At 71.2% G+C, this 18,476-nt stretch carries 17 protein-coding genes; 13 read left to right on the forward strand and 4 right to left on the reverse strand.

Going from position 1 to position 18,476, the window contains the following annotated elements; genetic code table 11:
• Positions 1-83 precede the first annotated feature (83 nt).
• The 3 genes from ABH941_RS03450 to ABH941_RS03460 are packed head-to-tail and all read left to right on the forward strand — an operon-like array spanning position 84 to position 3,261.
• Complete coding sequence (locus tag ABH941_RS03450) at positions 84-1,202, forward strand: substrate-binding domain-containing protein (protein ID WP_370127014.1); 1,119 nt, start codon at positions 84-86, stop codon at positions 1,200-1,202.
• Positions 1,199-1,990: an ATP-binding cassette domain-containing protein gene (locus ABH941_RS03455; RefSeq protein ID WP_370127015.1), complete on the forward strand. Its 792-nt coding sequence runs from the start codon at positions 1,199-1,201 to the stop codon at positions 1,988-1,990. The genes ABH941_RS03450 and ABH941_RS03455 overlap by 4 nt, the downstream gene beginning before the upstream one ends.
• Entirely contained in the window at positions 1,987-3,261 is a 1,275-nt protein-coding gene (locus tag ABH941_RS03460) for a sugar ABC transporter permease (protein ID WP_370127016.1), read from the forward strand. Before ABH941_RS03455 ends, ABH941_RS03460 begins: the two co-directional genes overlap by 4 nt.
• Positions 3,262-3,402: 141 nt before the next feature.
• On the opposite strand, the gene ABH941_RS03465 is transcribed toward ABH941_RS03460, so the two are convergent.
• Complete coding sequence (locus ABH941_RS03465; RefSeq protein ID WP_370127017.1) at positions 3,403-4,563, reverse strand: winged helix DNA-binding domain-containing protein; 1,161 nt, start codon at positions 4,561-4,563, stop codon at positions 3,403-3,405.
• Positions 4,564-4,714: 151 nt separating this feature from the next.
• On the opposite strand from ABH941_RS03465, the gene ABH941_RS03470 reads away from it, so the two are divergent.
• Positions 4,715-5,143 carry an SRPBCC family protein gene (locus ABH941_RS03470; RefSeq protein ID WP_370127018.1) on the forward strand — a complete coding sequence of 143 codons (429 nt, stop codon included), beginning with the start codon at positions 4,715-4,717 and terminating at the stop codon, positions 5,141-5,143.
• On the opposite strand, the gene ABH941_RS03475 is transcribed toward ABH941_RS03470, so the two are convergent.
• Together ABH941_RS03475 and ABH941_RS03480 are read right to left on the reverse strand one after the other, a co-directional pair.
• Positions 5,124-6,017, reverse strand: a complete 894-nt coding sequence (locus ABH941_RS03475) for a PP2C family protein-serine/threonine phosphatase (protein ID WP_370127019.1) — start codon at positions 6,015-6,017, stop codon at positions 5,124-5,126. The genes ABH941_RS03470 and ABH941_RS03475 overlap by 20 nt on opposite strands.
• Before the next feature lie 3 nt (positions 6,018-6,020).
• On the reverse strand, positions 6,021-6,434 hold the full coding sequence (locus tag ABH941_RS03480; RefSeq protein ID WP_370127020.1) for an SsgA family sporulation/cell division regulator: 414 nt from the start codon (positions 6,432-6,434) through the stop codon (positions 6,021-6,023).
• Positions 6,435-6,598: 164 nt separating this feature from the next.
• On the opposite strand from ABH941_RS03480, the gene ABH941_RS03485 reads away from it, so the two are divergent.
• Genes ABH941_RS03485 through ABH941_RS03495 form a run of 3 tightly spaced genes read left to right on the forward strand, consistent with a single transcriptional unit; the run spans position 6,599 to position 9,465 of the window.
• Positions 6,599-8,089 carry a sigma factor gene (locus tag ABH941_RS03485; protein ID WP_370127021.1) on the forward strand — a complete coding sequence of 497 codons (1,491 nt, stop codon included), beginning with the start codon at positions 6,599-6,601 and terminating at the stop codon, positions 8,087-8,089.
• 52 nt (positions 8,090-8,141) lie between these two features.
• Complete coding sequence (locus ABH941_RS03490) at positions 8,142-8,915, forward strand: SDR family NAD(P)-dependent oxidoreductase (protein WP_370127022.1); 774 nt, start codon at positions 8,142-8,144, stop codon at positions 8,913-8,915.
• A gap of 10 nt (positions 8,916-8,925) precedes the next feature.
• Entirely contained in the window at positions 8,926-9,465 is a 540-nt protein-coding gene (locus ABH941_RS03495) for a GntR family transcriptional regulator (RefSeq protein ID WP_370127023.1), read from the forward strand.
• A gap of 95 nt (positions 9,466-9,560) precedes the next feature.
• Here the strand turns inward: ABH941_RS03495 and ABH941_RS03500 are convergent, their stop codons facing one another.
• Positions 9,561-10,064: a transcriptional regulator gene (locus tag ABH941_RS03500; protein WP_030248810.1), complete on the reverse strand. Its 504-nt coding sequence runs from the start codon at positions 10,062-10,064 to the stop codon at positions 9,561-9,563.
• A 331-nt stretch (positions 10,065-10,395) separates the two neighbouring features.
• On the opposite strand from ABH941_RS03500, the gene pyrR reads away from it, so the two are divergent.
• The 6 genes from pyrR to carB are packed head-to-tail and all read left to right on the forward strand — an operon-like array spanning position 10,396 to position 18,378.
• Positions 10,396-11,034: a bifunctional pyr operon transcriptional regulator/uracil phosphoribosyltransferase PyrR gene (pyrR, locus tag ABH941_RS03505; protein WP_370127024.1), complete on the forward strand. Its 639-nt coding sequence runs from the start codon at positions 10,396-10,398 to the stop codon at positions 11,032-11,034.
• The gene (locus ABH941_RS03510; RefSeq protein ID WP_370127025.1) at positions 11,031-12,023 is read left to right on the forward strand and encodes an aspartate carbamoyltransferase catalytic subunit; all 993 of its coding nucleotides are present in this window, start codon (positions 11,031-11,033) and stop codon (positions 12,021-12,023) included. Before pyrR ends, ABH941_RS03510 begins: the two co-directional genes overlap by 4 nt.
• A complete protein-coding gene (locus tag ABH941_RS03515; protein ID WP_370127026.1) occupies positions 12,020-13,306 on the forward strand; it encodes a dihydroorotase in 1,287 nt (428 codons plus the stop codon). The genes ABH941_RS03510 and ABH941_RS03515 overlap by 4 nt, the downstream gene beginning before the upstream one ends.
• Positions 13,303-13,914: a hypothetical protein gene (locus tag ABH941_RS03520; RefSeq protein WP_370127027.1), complete on the forward strand. Its 612-nt coding sequence runs from the start codon at positions 13,303-13,305 to the stop codon at positions 13,912-13,914. The genes ABH941_RS03515 and ABH941_RS03520 overlap by 4 nt, the downstream gene beginning before the upstream one ends.
• Positions 13,911-15,080, forward strand: a complete 1,170-nt coding sequence (gene carA, locus ABH941_RS03525; RefSeq protein ID WP_370127028.1) for a glutamine-hydrolyzing carbamoyl-phosphate synthase small subunit — start codon at positions 13,911-13,913, stop codon at positions 15,078-15,080. Before ABH941_RS03520 ends, carA begins: the two co-directional genes overlap by 4 nt.
• Positions 15,073-18,378 carry a carbamoyl-phosphate synthase large subunit gene (carB, locus tag ABH941_RS03530; RefSeq protein ID WP_370127029.1) on the forward strand — a complete coding sequence of 1,102 codons (3,306 nt, stop codon included), beginning with the start codon at positions 15,073-15,075 and terminating at the stop codon, positions 18,376-18,378. Before carA ends, carB begins: the two co-directional genes overlap by 8 nt.
• Positions 18,379-18,476 lie beyond the last annotated feature (98 nt).

Genomic DNA, 18,476 nt, shown 5'->3' on the forward strand with positions numbered 1-18,476 from the left:
TCCGGCGGGCCTTATCCGGCCGTTGCCTGTCGTATGGAGAGAGCGCTGCGTCAGCGTCCCTGTACGAAAGGCGTCCAACTCTCATGAGCCAGATCTCACGCACCCTTCTTGTCTCGGCCGCTGCCATGTCCCTGGCGCTGACCGCCGCCGCCTGCGGAAAGGCCGGCACCAGCAGCTCCTCCTCGGGCTCCTCGGCCTCCGGCTCCGTGGCGGCGGGCACCCTGTCCGGCAAGATCGGACTGCTCCTCCCGGAGAACCAGACCACCCGGTACGAGAAGTTCGACCGTCCCTTCTTCGAAGCGAAGATGAAGACGCTCGCGCCCAACGTCACCGTGGAGTACGCGAACGCGGCCGGCAGCGCCGCCACCCAGGCCCAGCAGGTCACCACCATGATCAACGCCGGGGTCAAGGTGCTGGTGGTGGACCCGGTCGACGCGGCCGCCATCAAGGCGTCGGTGGTCGCCGCCAGCACCAAGGGCATCAAGGTGGTCACCTACGACCGGCTCTCCCAGGGGCCGGCCGACGCCTATGTCTCCTTCGACAACATCAAGGTCGGCCAACTGCAGGGCCAGGGGCTGCTCAACGTCCTCGGTTCCAAGGCCACCCCGACCGCGAAGATCGTCGAGATCGACGGCGACTCCGCCGACCCCAACGCCGCCGACTTCAAGTCGGGCTTCCAGGGCGTCGTGAAGGGCAAGGTCGACCTCGCCTACGACGCGTCCGGGCTGTGGAAGTCGGACGTCGCCGCGCAGAAGGCCGCCGCCGCGATCAACCAGCTGGGCGCCAAGAACATCGCCGGCTTCTACTCGGCCAACGACGGCATGGCCGCCGGTATCGCCACCTCGATGAAGAACGCGGGCATCCCCAACCTGCCCCTCACCGGCCAGGACGCCCAGCTCGACGCCATCCAGCGGATCATGGTGGGCACCCAGAGCTTCACCATCTACAAGGCCTACCAGCCCGAGGCCGAAGCCGCGGCCCAGCTCACGGTGGACCTGATGAGCGGCAACAGCATCTCCAGCCTGGCCACGACCACCAAGACCAACGGCTCCGGCAACAAGGTGCCCTCCGACCTGCTGACGCCGGTGCTGGTCAAGGCGGACAACGTGAAGGACACCGTGGTCAAGGACGGCCTCTACACCGTGGCCGACATCTGCACGTCCGCCTACGCCGCCGGATGCAAGACCAATGGACTCTCATGACGAGCCCGTCCGACGGTGAACCCGTACTCGCACTGCGCGGGATCTCCAAGCGCTTCGGCGCCGTCCAGGCCCTCACCGACGTCGAGCTGGAAGTGCGGCCCGGCGAGGTGATGGCCCTGGTCGGCGACAACGGCGCCGGTAAGTCCACCCTGGTCAAGACCATCGCCGGGGTGCACCCGATCGACGACGGCGTCATCGAGTGGGAGGGCAGGCCGGTGACCATCCACCGGCCGCAGGACGCCCAGCACCTCGGCGTCGCCACCGTCTACCAGGACCTCGCGCTGTGCGACAACCTCGACGTGGTCGGCAACCTCTACCTGGGCCGTGAGCTGAAGCTGCGCGGGCTCCTGGACGAGGTCGCGATGGAGAAGAAGGCACAGGAACTGCTGTCCACGCTGGCGATCCGCATCCCCAGCGTGCGCATTCCGGTCGCCAGCCTCTCCGGTGGCCAGCGCCAGGTCGTCGCCATCGCCCGCTCGCTGATCGGCGACCCCAAGGTGGTGATCCTGGACGAACCCACCGCCGCCCTCGGCGTCGAGCAGACCGCCCAGGTCCTCGACCTGGTCGAGCGGCTGCGCGAGCGCGGCCTCGGCGTCATCCTGATCAGCCACAACATGGCCGACGTCCGCGCGGTCGCGGACCGGGTCGCGGTGCTGCGGCTGGGCAAGAACAACGGAATCTTCACGGTGCGGCAGACCACCCAGGAGACCATCATCGCCGCGATCACCGGGGCCACCGACAATGCGGTGACCCGACGTCAGGCGCGGACGGCGGAGGGCGACAGATGAGCGAGATCGACCCCAACGTCACCCCGCCGCCGGCGGTCCCGCCGCCCGTCGACCCTCGGCTGCTGGTCCGCGAGGAGGGGTTCAGGGGCTATCTGACCGAGTTCCAGCGCAAGATCCGCGGCGGTGACCTCGGCTCGCTGCCGGTGATCGTCGGGCTGGTGATCATCTGGATCGTCTTCAGCCTGCAGGACAGCAACTACCTGACCTCGGCCAACTTCGAGTACATCGCTTACTACATGGTGGGCATCGGGCTGCTCTCGATCGGCCTGGTGTTCGTGCTGCTGCTGGGCGAGATCGACCTGTCGGTCGGCTCGGTCAGCGGCCTGTCCGCCGCGGTGTTCGCGGTGCTCTCGGTGAGCCATGGCGTCAACCCCTGGTTCACCATGGTGATCACGCTGCTCACCGGCGCGGCCATCGGCGCGCTGCACGGCTTCGTCTTCGCCAAGATCGGCGTCCCGGCCTTCGTGGTCACCCTGGCCGGATTCATGGGCTGGCAGGGCTTCATGCTCTGGCTGCTGGGCTCGACCGGCACCATCAACCTGCCGACCGACAGCGGGCCGATGCGCTATCTGTCCGGGAACTCCTTCTTCCTGGGCGGCGACATCGCCGGCGGCTACATCCTCGCCGGGCTCGGCGTGGCCGCGTACCTCTTCAGCGCCTTCGGCCTGCAGCGGCGCCGCCGGCAGGCCGGGGTGCCGTACCGGCCCACCACCGAGCTGGCGGTGCGCACGGTGGTCCTGGCCGTCGGGGCCTTCGGAGCGGCGATGATCCTCAACCGGCAGCACGGTGTGCCCAACGCGATGGTGCTGTTCATGGTCGCCCTGATCGTCACCAACTTCGTCCTCCGCCGTACCACGTACGGCCGGAAGGTGTTCGCGGTCGGCGGCAACATCGAGGCCAGCCGTCGGGCCGGTGTCAGCGTGGCGATGGTCCGGATCACGGTCTTCTCCATCTCCGGTTTCTTCGCGGCGCTGGGCGGACTGACCATCGCCGGCCAGATCTCCTCGGCGAACCAGGCCGGCTCCGACCCGAACAACCTGATGCTGGCCATCGCCGCCGCGGTCATCGGCGGCACCAGCCTCTTCGGTGGACGCGGCATGGTCTGGTCGGCCATGCTCGGCATGCTGGTGATCGAGTCGATCAACGCCGGCCTCTACATGCTGGGCCTGTCCAACTCGGTCCAGTACATGATCACCGGCAGCGTGCTGCTGGCCGCGGTCATCATCGACTCGCTGTCCCGCCGCACCCAGAAGTCCGCGGGCCGCGCTTAGCTTTTGGCTGCGGACCGTAGGCGGCTGGTCGCGCAGTTCCCCGCGCCCCTATGTAGCTGCAACTGACCCACAGTGAGGAAGTTGCACTATCAGGGGCGCGGGGAACTGCGCGACCAGCCACTTACGGTCCGCAGCCAAAGTTCAGGCCCCGGCGAGGCCCCGCTCAAGGGGCGTGCGGAACCGCGGTGTGATCCGCTGCTCGCCGACGAACGCCGCCAGCCGCTCGGCCTCGGCCGCGATCGCGGCCTTCGCCTCCCCGCCCACGTCGTCGAGCAGTCGCCAGACGATCTCGCCGTCGGCTCGCTGGGCCCAGCCCCCCACGATCCGACCGTCCCACCAGACGGTCGGCCCGATGTTGCCGGTCCGGTCGAACAGCTCGGCGGTGTGCTTCGGCGGCAGGTACCAGTCGCGCTCCACCCAGCCCATCCCGGTGGGATCCAGGGCCGGCAGCAGCGCCGCCCAGGGTGCGACCGCGGCCGTCGGGCCGGTGTCGCCGGGCAGGACGTAGCCGGGGTCCTGCCGCTCCAGCGCCACCTCCTCGGCCCCCGCCGCGGCCAGTGCCTTGCGTACGTCGCCCAGGTTCCAGCCGGTCCACCACTTCAGGTCGGCCACCGTCCCCGGCCCGTACGCCGCGAGCCAGCGCCGCGCCAGTTCGGCCCGGGCCTCGGCGGCCGGCAGCTGCGGCAGCGGCTCCCCGGGCACCCAGCGGAACTGGCTGGACGCCCAGCTTCCGCGCGGGCGGTCGCGGCGCAACCGGTTCTCGGCGGCCATGGTCCGCAGGATCCGGCTGGCGACGGCCTGGGTGGTCTCATAGGGCTTGCCGACCGCGACGGTGACCTGCTCGCGCAGCGCCGGCACCCGCGCGCTCAGCTCGGACCCCGCCAGTGGCCCGCTCGCCTCCAGCTCGGCCAGGACCGCCCGCTCCGCCGCCGCGAGCCACGTCTCGTCCCAGCCGCCGCCCTCCGCCAGAAAGGCGACGAGCTTGGCGCGCTCCCTGGCGGCGATCACCCGGGCCGTGGACGAGTCGACCGCCGGCGCCAGCTCCCGTCCCACCACGAACATGGTGCGGCGCATGCACAGCATCCGCAGCAGCGTCAGGTCCTGGTAGAGCGCGCGCTCCAGCACGGCCGGGGTGGCGGCGCCGAGCCGCGCGGCGACCGCCAGGAACACCGTCGCGGGATCGGTGGCGTGCAGGCCGACCACCGCGTCGGCCACCTCCTCGGGGGTGCGGGCCCGCGCCGCGGGGGAGAGGAGATGACGGGTCGCCAGCCGGGCTCTGCGCTCTTCGGTCGTGATCTGCACGCCCCACAGGTTAGCTGGCAGCGCGCCCCTGGAAACCGCCCCGGCCCAGCTGCGTCACATTTATTGATGGTTCGTCAGATTCTGGTTAGCCTCGCGGAAACCGGTGTCCGAACGGCCGCCCCTGGTGTGGCCGCGCCGGAGAGGAGCTGTCATGCCCGAGGTTTCCGTCAGCGCTTCCCTGCCCGCCCCCGCGGACAAGGTGTGGGCCGTGATCACCGACTTCGACCGGTTCGGCGAGTGGAACACCATCCACACCGCCTTCCCCAACGGCGCCCCGGCCGAGCTCGTCGTCGGTTCGCAGTACGCCGAGAAGATGACCCTGATGGGGATGCCCACCGAGGCGGCCTGGACCGTGGCGGAGGTCGAGCCGGGCAAGTCCTGGGTGCTGGAGGGCAAGGCCCCGATGGGGATCACCCTGCGCCAGCACTACCAGCTGAGCGCCGAGGGCGAGGGCACCCTGATCACGGTGCAGAGCGAGTTCAAGGGCGCGGCCGTGAACATGATGGCCAACCGGGTCAAGGACGCCACCACGGCCGCCCTCACCGAGTCCCTGCGCAAACTCACCGCGCTGGTCGCGTAGACGGTGGCCCGGGCGGGCGGTGGACCGCGAGCATGGCGATGTCGTCCTGGGGCGGGCCGCCGCTGTGGCGGTGCACGTCGCGGCAGAGGGTGTCCAGCAGCAGGCCCGGGCTGTTGCCCGGGTGCGCGGCGGCGAGGCTCGACAGTGGGTCGTAGAACTCGCCCCCGGGCGAGCGTGCCTCGGTCACGCCGTCCGTGAGCAGCAGCAGGGTGGCGCCCCGGGGCAGCCGGACCTGGTCGGCCGGGGCGGTGGTGGTGCCGAGCGCCCCCGCCAGGCCCAGCGGCGGTCGGCGGCGGCGGGGGTGGAGGGTCCGGGCCCGGCCGCCGAGCAGCAGCAGTGGCGGCACATGTCCGCAGTTGACCAGGCGGACCGCTGACAGGTCGGCGCTGATCTCCAGGACCAGGGCGGTGGCGAAGTCCTCGTCCGCGTCCGCCCGGAAGCGCAGGGTGGTGGCCCGTTCCATGGTGCGGTCGAGCCGGGCGGCGACCTCCTCGACGGTGGCGGCCTGCCGGGCGGCCCGGCGGAAGGCGGTCAGCAGGATCGCGGCGATCCCGCCCGCGCCCGGCCCCTTGCCGCGGACGTCGCCGATGAGCAGGCGGATCCCGTGCGCGGTCTCCTGCACCGCGTAGAAGTCGCCGCCGATCCCGGTGCCGCTGTCCGCCGCCAGGTAGCGGGCCGCGACCGAGAGCGCGCCGACGGCGGCGGTGACAGCGCCGGTGGCGTTGCTGACCGGATGGGGCGAGAGGGCCGTCTGCTGGGCCGCGGCCGAGTCGTCGCCCAGCAGGGCGAGGCGGCGCAGCGGCCGCTGCAGCAGGCGGTCGGCGAAGAGGGCGCTGTGGCGTACCGGTCTGCTCAGGTGCGGGGTGGTCGGCATCCGTCAGGCCCCGCCGACCAGGGTGACGAGCAGCAGCGCCAGGTCGGCCCGGGCGTCCTCGGTCCCCTCGGGGACGGCTGCGTAGCTGCGGCCGAGGAACGCCCGTACCCCGGCACTGCGCAGCCGGATCATCGCCGCGCCCCCGGGGCTGTGCAGCTCGACCACCGTCAGCTGCGGCCCGTAGGGCCAGATGTGGACGTCGCCGACGCCGGCGGGACCGCGCAGCCCCTCGGCGAGCAGGTCGCGGGCGAAGGTCCAGGTGCGCTCCGTCCCGTCCAGGCTGACCTCCGGGGGGAAGGTCAGCCGCACGGCGAAGGGGTCCTCGGGGCGGTAGCCGAGGCGGGCGACGAAGTCGCGGCCCGGACCGGCGGTGGCGACGATGCGGGCTCGGACGTCCTGCTCTACGGCTGTGTCCATGGGGTCGGCTCCTCACTGCGATGCGCTGTGTACAGGAGAAGGACCGGGTCGACCCCGCCGTGATTACGCGGAATCCGAGGAATCCGTTGTGACCTGCGCCATAGGCAAATCGACGCTCTGCCCTATTTAGTCGTATCCGCCACATGCACTGATGAAGGGCTTCCGTGACCACCACCGGCGAGACCGCCGCGCCCGGCCCCGGCGAAGAGACGGCCATCGAGGCGTACACCCGCACCTACCAGGAGCACCACTCCCGGCTGGTCGCCTACGCCCGTACGCTCACCGGCGACGCCTGGCTGGCCGAGGACCTGACCGCGGAGGCCCACTTCCGCGTCTGGCGCCGGATCTCCGCGGGCCACCAGGTCGACCACATACCCGGCTACCTGGCCGCGACCATCCGCAACCTCGCCGTCGACCTCGGCCACGCGCCGAAGGAACTGCCGCAGGGCGACGAGCTGGAGCGGCTGCGGCCGGCGGAGACGGTCACGGTGTCGGTGCCGCAGGAGGGCGCGTACGCGGTGATGCTGGCGGGCGCGCTGAAGCAGCTTCCGCACCGCTGGGTCCGGGCGCTGTGGCTGTCCGAGGTGGAGGACTGGAGCCTCGAAGCGGTCGGCGACGACCTGGGCACCAACCGCAACGCGACGGCCGTGCTGCTGCACCGTGCCCGCGAAGGGCTGCGCCAGGCCTTCCTGCGCGCGCAGCCGGGTGCGCCCGGCGAGGCGGACTGCGCCGAGTACTGGGAGCGGATGCCCGCACACGTCCGGGGGACCAGCTCGGCCCGCCAGGACCGTGCCCTGCGCGCCCACGCCGACGGCTGCCCCGACTGCCGGGCCCGGCTGGCCCTGCTGGAGCGCGCCAACCACCGGCTGCCCGCGCTGGTCGGCCCGGCGCTGCTGCTGGCCTTCGCCGGCGGCGGCGCGGCCCGCTATCTGCTCCCGGCGGCCGGCGCGCGAGCGGCGGCGCGGACACACGGCGCGGGGCGAGCGGGGCATGCCGGCTCCAGCGCCGCGGGTTCGGGCGCGGTCGCGGGCGTCGCGGGCGGCCTCGTCCTCGCGGGCGCGGGCGCCGTCGCAGCACTGGCCTTCACGCTGAGCGGCTCGCACGCGTCGACCCAGTCGACCGCGCTCTCCGCGCAGGGCGGGACCGCACCCGCGTCGCAGCCTGTGGCAGCCGCGTCGTCCGTGACACATACGCCGTCACCCGTGTCCACCGCTCCCGCCCGGACTCCCGCCCGCGTTGCTGCCGCGGCGGTGACCACCCCGACCCAGGCGAGCAGCGCGGCGACCACCGCCCCTAGCCAGACGTTCACCACCACCGTCCCCACAACCGTCGCTCCCACTACAGCCAGAGCGACGCCGGCGACGACCCCGTCCACCTCGGCGGCCTCTGCCCCGACGACGGCATCGCCCTCCCTCTCTGCCCTGACGACTCCTTCGCCCTCCCTCTCCCCGGCATCGACCAGCCCCTCGGCGTCGCCATCACCCACGGTGGTCGCGACCACCTCCGCCCCGCCCACGCCCGCCCCGACCACCACGTCAGCGTCACCGTCCACGTCAGCGTCACCGTCCACCCCTGCCGCGTCGCCCTCGTCCGCAGCGCCCACCGACCCGACCTGCATCACCCTCGGGGGTCTGACGGTGTGTTGGAGCCGGTGATGCGGCCCGACGACCCGAGGCCGGCCCGGGTGAGAACGGTATGGTTCGCATCATGCCCACAGCACTCATCACCGGCGCCACCGCCGGAATCGGCGCGGCGTTCGCGCGGCGTCTTGGCAAGGACGGTCTGGACCTGGTCCTGGTCGCGCGCGACGGCGCCCGGTTGGACGAGAGCGCTGCCGCGCTGAGCAAGCAGTACGGGGTCGCCGTGCAGACGCTGGTCGCCGACCTGGCCACCGACGAGGGCATCGCCGCCGTCGAGGCCAGGCTCGCGGACGCCGAACACCCGGTCGACCTGCTGGTCAACAACGCCGGGTTCGGCTTCAAGGACCGCTTCCTCGTCGTGCCGCTGGCCGAGGAGCTGGCGATGGTCAAGCTGCACATCGAGGCGGTGCTGCGGCTCACCACCGCCGCCCTGCCCGGGATGCGCGAGCGCGGACGCGGCTATGTGATCAATGTCGCCTCCGTCGCGGCCTTCGTGCCGCGCGGGACGTACGGCGCCAGCAAGGCCTGGGTGGTTCAGTTCAGCCAGTCCGTCTCCCGTGACCTGGCGGGCACCGGGGTGCGGGTGCTGGCGCTCTGCCCCGGCTTCACCCACACCGAGTTCCACCAGCGGGCCCAGGTCGACATGAAGGACGTCGGCGGGTGGATGTGGCTGGACGCCGACCGGGTGGTGGACGACGCGATGCGCGACCTCGCCCGGGGACGGACCGTCAGCATCCCCTCGCGCCGGTACAAGGCGCTGGTCGCCGCCGCCCGCAAGGCGCCGCTGGAGGCGCTGGCCGGGCTCTCCTCCAAGGCCGGCCGCCGCCTCGACCGGCGCTGAGGGCCGGGCCGTGCCCCCGGAGCGCCGCATCCTGCGCGACCAGGTCAACCAGGCGCTGCGGGCCGCGCTGACGGCGGGCGAGCTGACCCCCGGCGCCGTCTACTCGGCACCGGTGCTCGCGGCGCGGTTCGGCGTCTCGGCGACCCCGGTCCGCGAGGCGATGCTCGACCTGGTCAGGGAGGGCCTGGTGGAGGCGGTGCCCAACAAGGGCTTCCGGGTCATCGAGGTCACCGAGCGGGATCTGGCCGAACTGCTGGAGATCCGTGCCCTGCTGGAGGCCCCGAGCGCGGTCCTGGTGGCCCGCAGCGCCAGCCGGGCCCAGCTGGAGGCGCTGGTCGGGCCGGCCCGTGCCGGGGGTGACCCCGGCTTCCACCAGGCGCTGCTCACCCTGGCCGGCAACCGGCACCTGGTCGCCCTGGTCGACGAGCTCCGGCGCCGCGGCGCGCACTGCGGCGGGGAGGCCGCCGGGCACGAGCGCCTGGTCGACCTGATGCTGACCCGCGACCTCGACGGCGTGGAGGCACTGATGCACCGCCATCTGGTGGGGTGAGTACGAGCAAAGGGCCGGCCGACTCCCCTCGGGGAGTCGGCCGACCCTTTGCTGTGCTTGTGCTGTGACGTTTCTTCAGGCTCCCCCGGGGGGCCTCAGATCGCGTCGTCCTCGCGCACCGCGCGGCGCGCGTCCGGGTCGAGCACGCCCCAGCTGATCAGCTGGTCGACGAGCAGCGAGGCCGGCTGGTCGTAGATCACGGCGAGGGTGCGCAGGTCGTCCTGGCGGATCGACAGCACCTTGCCGTTGTAGTCGCCGCGCTGGCTCTGGATGGTCGCCGCGTAACGCTGCAGCGGACCGGCCTTCTCGGACGGGACCTGGGACAGCCGCTCCAGGTCGAGCACCAGGCGCGGCGGCGGCTCGGCCGCGCCGCCCGGGGTGCTTCCCGGCAGCAGTTCCTGAACCGGAACCCCGTAGAACTCGGCCAGCTCGGCCAGGCGCTGCACCGTGACGGCGCGGTCCCCGCGCTCGTACGAGCCGACGACCACGGCCTTCCAGCGGCCCTGGGACTTCTCCTCGACGCCGTGCAGTGACAAGCCCTGCTGGGTGCGGATCGCTCGCAGCTTGCCGCCAAGCTGCTTCGCGTAGTCGCTGGACAAATGGTCTCCCCGGACGAGATGTGGCGTGACACTGTGACTGCCCTGCGACGGCTCGTCCGAGAGCACCGGAAGGGTGCTTTGGTGGACCTCCGTCGTCCGGCCGTAACTCACTGTGAGATTACGCAGAGTGATATGGATTGGTCAAGCTGAATGGGGCAGTCGTGCGAATGCCCGGACGCGACCTCGCCTGCGGCCCCGCCTGCGCCGTCGCCGGAGGTGCATGATCGCCCTGGTAGGGTGGACGACGGCCACTGTCACGTCCGGCGGCGGCCGTCCCAGAGACATCCTTTAAGGCCCGTCCGGTGAGGCGGGGAAGGAGGTCGGCTTCGGCATGACCACATCTGCCCGCAGTAATGAGCACAGCAGCAGTAAGCACAGCCCGGGCAACGCCCGGCAGGTCCTCGACGAGAGCGACATCGCCCGTTCGCTGACCCGTATCGCCCACGAGATCGTGGAACGCGCCAAGGGCGCGGAGGACGTCGTCCTGCTCGGCATTCCCACCCGCGGCATCCTGCTGGCCCGTCGGCTGCACACCCGGCTGGCGCAGATCACTGGCAGGGAGATCCCGTTCGGGACCCTGGACATCACCATGTACCGGGACGACCTGCGGCTGAAGCCGGCCCGCGCCCTGGAGCACACCGAGATCCCGCCCGGCGGCCTGGACGGAAAGCTGGTCGTCCTGGTCGACGACGTGCTGTTCTCCGGCCGCACCGTCCGCGCCGCCCTGGACGCCCTCGGCGACCTGGGCCGCCCCCGCGCCGTCCAGCTCGCCGTCCTGGTCGACCGCGGCCACCGGGAACTGCCGATCCGCGCCGACTACGTCGGCAAGAACCTGCCCACCTCGCTGCGCGAAGCCGTGAAGGTGAAGCTGGTCGAGGAGGACGGCCTGGACGCGGTGCTCATCGGCGACCGCGACGACGCCAACGGCAGTGACTCGAACGGCAGCGACTCGAAGGGGAGCGCCCAGTGAAGCGACACCTCATCTCCACCGCCGACCTCACCCTCGACGACGCGCTGCTGATCCTGGACACCGCCGAGGAGATGGCCCAGGTCTCCACCCGCGCGGTGAAGAAGCTGCCGACGCTGCGCGGTCGCACCGTGGTCAACCTCTTCTTCGAGGACTCCACCCGCACCCGCACCTCCTTCGAGGTGGCCGAGAAGCGGCTGTCCGCCGATGTGATCAACTTCTCCGCCAAGGGCTCCTCGGTCTCCAAGGGCGAGACCCTCAAGGACACCGCCCTCACCCTCCAGGCCATGGGCGCCGACGCGGTCGTGATCCGGCACGGCGCCTCCGGCGCCCCGCAGCGCCTGGCCGAGTCCGACTGGATGCACGGCAGCGTGGTCAACGCCGGGGACGGCACCCACGAGCACCCCACCCAGGCCCTGCTCGACGCCTTCACCATGCGCCGCCACCTCAACCCGGGCCTGGGCCGGGACCTGAACGGGCGCAGGATCACCATCGTCGGCGACGTGCTGCACAGCCGGGTGGCCCGCTCCAACGTCCACCTGCTGCACACCCTCGGCGCCGAGGTCACCCTGGTCGCCCCGCCGACGCTGGTGCCCTACGGCGTCGAGAGCTGGCCCTGCGCGGTCTCCTACGACCTGGACGCGGTGCTGCCCAAGAGCGACGCGGTGATGATGCTCCGGGTCCAGCGCGAGCGGATGAACGCCGCCTTCTTCCCCACCCAGCGCGAGTACTCGCTGCGCTACGGGCTGGACGTCAAGCGCGCCGCGGCCCTGCCCGAGCACGCCATCGTGATGCACCCGGGCCCGATGGTCCGCGGCATGGAGATCGCCTCGGAGATCGCCGACTCGGCCCGCTCCACCATCGTCGAGCAGGTCACCAACGGCGTCTCCATCCGGATGGCCGTCCTCTACCTCCTGCTCGGCGGCTCCGAGCCCGCGCTTTCCCCCGCACGTCCTGCCGAACCCCGCACCACCGAGGAGCACGCCAAGTGACCAGCTACCTGATCAAGAACGCCCGCATCCTCGGCGGGGAGCCGCAGGACCTGCTCCTCAAGGACGGCGTCATCGCGGCAATCGGCACCCGTCTCGCCGAGGACGGCGCCACCGTCGTCGACGCCGAGGGCCTGATCGCCCTGCCCGGCCTGGTCGACCTGCACACCCACCTCCGCGAGCCCGGCCGGGAGGACGCCGAGACCGTCCTCACCGGCACCCGCGCCGCCGCCAAGGGCGGCTTCACCGCCGTCCACGCGATGGCGAACACCTTCCCGGTGGCCGACACCGCCGGCGTGGTCGAACAGGTCTGGCGGCTGGGCAAGGAGTCCGGCTACTGCGATGTCCAGCCGGTCGGCGCGGTCACCATCGGCCTGGAGGGCAAGCAGCTCGCCGAGCTCGGCACCATGGCCGACTCCGCCGCCTCCGTCCGGGTCTTCTCCGACGACGGCAAGTGCGTGGACGACGCCGTGATCATGCGGCGGGCGCTGGAGTACGTGAAGGCCTTCGGCGGCGTGATCGCCCAGCACGCCCAGGAGCCCCGGCTCACCGAGGGCGCCCAGATGAACGAGGGCGCCGTCTCCGGCGAGCTGGGCCTGCGCGGCTGGCCGGCCGTGGCCGAGGAGTCGATCATCGCCAGGGACGTGCTGCTCGCCGCCCACGTCGGCTCCCGGCTGCATGTCTGCCATGTCTCCACGGCGGGCTCGGTGGAGATCATCCGCTGGGCCAAGTCCAAGGGCTGGGACGTCACCGCCGAGGTCACCCCGCATCACCTGCTGCTGACCGACGAGCTGGTCCGCTCCTACGACCCGGTCTACAAGGTCAACCCGCCGCTGCGCACCGAGGCCGACGTGCTCGCCCTGCGCGAGGCCCTGGCCGACGGCACCATCGACGCCGTCGCCACCGACCACGCCCCGCACCCGTCCGAGGACAAGGACTGCGAGTGGGCCGCGGCCGCGATGGGCATGGTCGGCCTGGAGACCGCGCTGTCCGTGGTGCAGCAGACCATGGTGGAGACCGGCCTGATGGGCTGGTCCGACGTGGCCGACCGGATGTCCGCCCGCCCGGCCGTCATCGGCGGTCTCACCGCGCAGGGCCGCCCCGTCTCGGTGGACGAACCGGCCAACCTCGTGCTGGTCGACCCCGCGTACCGTGGAGCGGTGAACCCCGACAGCTTCGCCACCCGCAGCCGCAACACCCCGTACCGAGGCCGTGACCTGCCCGGACGCGTCGTCGCCACCTTCCTCCGGGGCCGCGCGACCGTACTGGACGGTGATCTCGTATGAGCCCGGCGCTGACGTTGAGGTTGGCCGAAACGCCCCACTCCGCCCCGGTCACCCATGTGAGCGAACTGATCGGCTGGACGATCGGGCTGCTCGTGTTGATCGGCCTGGTGTACTGGCTGATGCGGCAGGGCTGGAACTGGCGCAGGACCCAGCAGTCGGGCCTGCCCGCGCTGCCCGCCGCGCCGAAGGCGACCACCGAGTCCGTCCTGGAGCTGGAGGGCCGCTACTTCGGCACCACCTCGGCCGGGGACTGGCTGGACCGGGTGGTGGCGCACCGGCTCGGTGAGCGCAGCCTGGCCGAGCTGACCCTGCGGCCCGACGGGCTGGAGGTGGTCCGCCCCGCCTCGGCGAGCTTCTTCATCCCGATCGCGGCGCTGCGTGCGGCGCGCACCGACAAGGGCATCGCCGGGAAGGTCGTCCCCGAGGGCGGTCTGCTGGTGGTCACCTGGGAGCACGGCGGCAAGCTGCTCGACTCCGGGTTCCGGGGCGACCACCCGGCCGAGCACGACAACTGGGTCACCGCCGTCGAGGTGCTGCTCAAGGCGCACGCGAAGGTGGCATCCCCATCCGAGGTACAGCAGGACGAAGCACAGAAGGAAGGCGCATGATGACCGCACGTACGGAGAGGAAGCCCGCCGTCTACGTCCTGGAGGACGGACGGATCTTCCGCGGCCAGGCATACGGCGCCATCGGCGAGACCTTCGGCGAGGCCGTTTTCAACACCGGTATGACGGGCTATCAGGAGACCCTGACCGACCCCTCCTACCACCGCCAGGTCGTCACCATGACGGCCCCGCAGATCGGCAACACCGGTGTCAACGACGAGGACCCGGAGTCGTCCCGGATCTGGGTGGCCGGCTACGTGGTCCGCGACCCCGCCCGGGTGCCCTCCAACTGGCGCTCGCGTCGCTCGCTGGACGAGGAGCTGGTCAAGCAGGGGATCGTCGGCATCAGCGGTATCGACACCCGGGCGCTCACCCGCCACCTGCGCGAGCGTGGCGCCATGCGCTGCGGCATCTTCTCCGGCCCGGCCATCGCCGACGACGCGACCCTGCTGGAGCGGGTCCGCCAGGCCCCGCAGATGGAGGGCGCCGACCTGTGCGGCGAGGTCGCCACGGACGAGTCCTATGTCGTCCCTGCCATAGGAACCAAGCGCTTCACCGTGGCCGCCCTGGACCTGGGCATCAAGGGGATGACCCCGCACCGGATGGCCCAGCGCGGCATCGAGGTGCACGTCCTGCCCGCCAACGCCACCGCCGAGGACGTCTACGCGGTCGCCCCCGACGGCGTGTTCTTCTCCAACGGCCCCGGCGACCCGGCCACCGCCGACGGGCAGGTCGCCGTGCTGCGCGAGGTGCTGGGCCGGAAGACCCCGTTCTTCGGCATCTGCTTCGGCAACCAGCTGCTCGGCCGCGCCCTGGGCTTCGGCACCTACAAGCTCAAGTACGGCCACCGCGGCATCAACCAGCCGGTGCAGGACCGCACCACCGGCAAGGTCGAGGTCACCGCGCACAACCACGGCTTCGCCGTGGACGCCCCGCTGGACGGCGAGTCGCAGACCCCCTTCGGGCGCGCGATCGTCTCCCACGTCTGCCTCAACGACAACGTGGTGGAGGGCCTGCAGCTGCTCGACCAGCCCGCCTTCAGCGTCCAGTACCACCCGGAGGCGGCGGCCGGTCCTCACGACGCCGCCTACCTGTTCGACCGGTTTGTCGAGCTCATGCGAGACAACAATCAGCACAGCACTGAGCTCATGGAGGGCCAGAGTGCCTAAGCGCACCGACATCCAGTCCGTTCTGGTCATCGGTTCCGGCCCGATCGTCATCGGCCAGGCGGCCGAGTTCGACTACTCCGGAACCCAGGCCTGCCGGGTGCTCAAGGCCGAGGGCCTGCGGGTCATCCTGGTCAACTCCAACCCGGCCACGATCATGACCGACCCGGAGATCGCCGACGCCACCTACGTCGAGCCGATCACCCCCGAGTACGTCGAGAAGATCATCGCCAAGGAGCGCCCCGACGTCCTGCTGCCCACCCTGGGCGGCCAGACCGCGCTCAACACCGCCATCTCGCTGCACGCCGACGGCACCCTGCAGAAGTACGGCGTCGAGCTCATCGGCGCCAATGTCGAGGCCATCAACAAGGGCGAGGACCGCCAGCTCTTCAAGGGCGTGGTCGACGCGGTCAAGGCCAAGATCGGCTACGGCGAGTCCGCCCGCTCGGTGATCTGCCACTCCATGGAGGACGTCCTCGCCGGCGTCGAGACCCTCGGCGGCTACCCGGTCGTGGTCCGCCCCTCCTTCACCATGGGCGGCGCCGGCTCCGGCTTCGCCCACGACGAGGAGGACCTGCGCCGCATCGCCGGACAGGGCCTGACCCTCTCGCCGACCACCGAGGTGCTCCTGGAGGAGTCCATCCTCGGCTGGAAGGAGTACGAGCTGGAGCTGATGCGCGACCGCAACGACAACGTCGTGGTCGTCTGCTCCATCGAGAACTTCGACCCGATGGGCGTCCACACCGGCGACTCCATCACCGTCGCCCCGGCGATGACCCTCACCGACCGCGAGTACCAGCGGCTGCGTGACATCGGCATCGCCATCATCCGCGAGGTCGGTGTCGACACCGGCGGCTGCAACATCCAGTTCGCGATCAACCCGGAGGACGGCCGGGTCATCGTCATCGAGATGAACCCGCGCGTCTCCCGCTCCTCGGCGCTGGCCTCCAAGGCGACCGGCTTCCCGATCGCCAAGATCGCCGCCAAGCTCGCCGTCGGCTACACCCTGGACGAGATCCCCAACGACATCACCGAGAAGACCCCGGCCTCCTTCGAGCCCACCCTCGACTACGTCGTGGTGAAGGTCCCGCGCTTCGCCTTCGAGAAGTTCCCCTCGGCCGACGCCACCCTCACCACCACCATGAAGTCGGTCGGCGAGGCCATGGCCCTGGGCCGCAACTTCCCCGAGGCGCTGAACAAGGCGCTGCGCTCGCTGGAGAAGAAGGGCTCGCAGTTCTCCTTCGTCGGTGAACCGGGGGGGAAGGACGAGCTGCTGGCGAAGGCTCAGATCCCCACCGACGGCCGGATCAACACCGTCATGGACGCCATTCGGGCCGGCGCCACCCAGCGCGAGGTCTTCGACGCCACGAAGATCGACCCCTGGTTCGTGGACCAGCTCTTCCTGATCCACGAGATCGCCGAGGAGCTCGCCGAGGCCGACAAGCTCGACCCCGAACTGCTGCGCCACGCCAAGCGGCACGGCTTCTCCGACCTGCAGATCGGCGAGATCCGCGGGCTGAGCCCGGACGTGGTCCGCGAGGTACGGCACGCCCTCGGTATCCGCCCGGTGTTCAAGACCGTGGACACCTGCGCCGCCGAGTTCGCCGCGAAGACCCCGTACTTCTACTCCTCCTATGACGAGGAGAGCGAGGTCGCCCCGCGCACCAAGCCGGCCGTGCTGATCCTCGGCTCCGGCCCCAACCGCATCGGCCAGGGCATCGAGTTCGACTACTCCTGCGTCCACGCCTCCTTCGCACTGAGCGACGCCGGCTACGAGACCGTGATGGTCAACTGCAACCCGGAGACCGTCTCCACCGACTACGACACCTCCGACCGGCTCTACTTCGAGCCGCTCACCCTGGAGGACGTGCTGGAGATCGTCCACGCCGAGACCCAGGCCGGGCCGGTCGCGGGCGTCATCGTCCAGCTCGGCGGGCAGACCCCGCTGGGGCTGGCGCAGGCGCTCAAGGACAACGGCGTGCCGATCGTCGGCACCCAGCCCGAGGCCATCGACCTCGCCGAGGAGCGCGGCGCCTTCGGCCGCGTGCTGCGCGAGGCCGGACTGCCCGCCCCGAAGCACGGCACCGCCTTCTCCTTCGACGAGGCCAAGGCCATCGCCGACGAGATCGGCTACCCGGTGCTGGCCCGCCCCTCGTACGTGCTGGGCGGCCGCGGCATGGAGATCGTCTACGACGAGCCCTCGCTGGCCGACTACCTCAAGCGCCACGCCGGGCTGATCTCCGAGCACCCGGTGCTGATCGACCGCTTCCTGGACGACGCCATCGAGATCGACGTCGACGCCCTGTTCGACGGCGAGGAGCTCTACCTCGGCGGCGTGATGGAGCACATCGAGGAGGCCGGCATCCACTCCGGCGACTCCGCCTGCGCGCTGCCGCCGATCACCCTGGGCGGCTTCGACATCAAGCGGCTGCGGACCTCCACCGAGGCCATCGCCCGGGGCGTGGGCGTGCGCGGGCTGATCAACATCCAGTTCGCGATGGCCGGGGACATCCTCTACGTGCTGGAGGCCAACCCGCGCGCGTCCCGGACCGTGCCGTTCACGTCCAAGGCGACGGCGGTGCCGCTGGCCAAGGCCGCGGCCCGGATCTCGCTCGGCGCGACCATCGCCGACCTGCGCGACGAGGGCATGCTGCCCAAGGAGGGCGACGGCGGCACGCTGCCGATCGACTCCCCGATCGCGGTCAAGGAAGCGGTCATGCCCTGGAGCCGCTTTCGCGACATCCACGGCCGCGGGGTGGACACCGTCCTCGGCCCGGAGATGCGCTCCACCGGCGAGGTGATGGGCATCGACACCACCTTCGGTACCGCGTACGCCAAGTCGCAGGCGGGTGCGTACGGCGCGCTGCCGACCAGCGGACGGGTCTTCGTCTCGGTCGCCAACCGCGACAAGCGCAACCTGGTCTTCCCGGCCCGGGCGCTGGTCGGCCTCGGCTTCGAGATCCTGGCCACCTCGGGCACGGCGGAGATCCTGCGCCGCAACGGGATCGACGCGACGGTGGTGCGCAAGCACAGCGAAGGTCCTGGAGCGGACGGCGAGCGCACCATCGTGCAGCTGATCCACGACGGCGAGGTCGACCTCATCATCAACACCCCGTACGGCACCGGCAGCAGGCTCGACGGCTACGAGATCCGCACGGCGGCTGTCGCGCGGTCGGTGCCGTGCCTGACGACGGTTCAGGCGATGGGCGCGGCGGTGCAGGGGATCGACTCCCTCCTCCGAGGCGACATCGGCGTCCGTTCCCTGCAGGAACACGCCGCCCAGCTCAACGCAAGTCGCTGACGAGAAACCACCTGGGGGCGCGGGGAACTGCGCTGCCAACCATGCACCTCCGTAGAGGGCTGGTCGCGCAGTTCCCCGCGCCCCTAAAGAGCCAAGGT

Origin of the sequence: Streptacidiphilus sp. EB103A, from assembly GCF_041261405.1 — a bacterium.
Taxonomy (GTDB): Bacteria; Actinomycetota; Actinomycetes; order Streptomycetales; family Streptomycetaceae; genus Streptacidiphilus.

Excerpts from the sequence above, each read along its gene's own strand:
- ABH941_RS03450 (WP_370127014.1), top strand. The coding sequence starts at position 84 with ATGAGCCAGATCTCACGCACCCTTCTTGTCTCGGCCGCTGCCATGTCC.
- ABH941_RS03455 (WP_370127015.1), top strand. The coding sequence starts at position 1,199 with ATGACGAGCCCGTCCGACGGTGAACCCGTACTCGCACTGCGCGGGATC.
- ABH941_RS03460 (WP_370127016.1), top strand. The coding sequence starts at position 1,987 with ATGAGCGAGATCGACCCCAACGTCACCCCGCCGCCGGCGGTCCCGCCG.
- ABH941_RS03470 (WP_370127018.1), top strand. The coding sequence starts at position 4,715 with ATGCCCGAGGTTTCCGTCAGCGCTTCCCTGCCCGCCCCCGCGGACAAG.
- ABH941_RS03475 (WP_370127019.1), bottom strand. The coding sequence starts at position 6,017 with ATGCCGACCACCCCGCACCTGAGCAGACCGGTACGCCACAGCGCCCTC.
- ABH941_RS03480 (WP_370127020.1), bottom strand. The coding sequence starts at position 6,434 with ATGGACACAGCCGTAGAGCAGGACGTCCGAGCCCGCATCGTCGCCACC.
- ABH941_RS03490 (WP_370127022.1), top strand. The coding sequence starts at position 8,142 with ATGCCCACAGCACTCATCACCGGCGCCACCGCCGGAATCGGCGCGGCG.
- pyrR (WP_370127024.1), top strand. The coding sequence starts at position 10,396 with ATGACCACATCTGCCCGCAGTAATGAGCACAGCAGCAGTAAGCACAGC.
- ABH941_RS03520 (WP_370127027.1), top strand. The coding sequence starts at position 13,303 with ATGAGCCCGGCGCTGACGTTGAGGTTGGCCGAAACGCCCCACTCCGCC.
- carA (WP_370127028.1), top strand. The coding sequence starts at position 13,911 with ATGATGACCGCACGTACGGAGAGGAAGCCCGCCGTCTACGTCCTGGAG.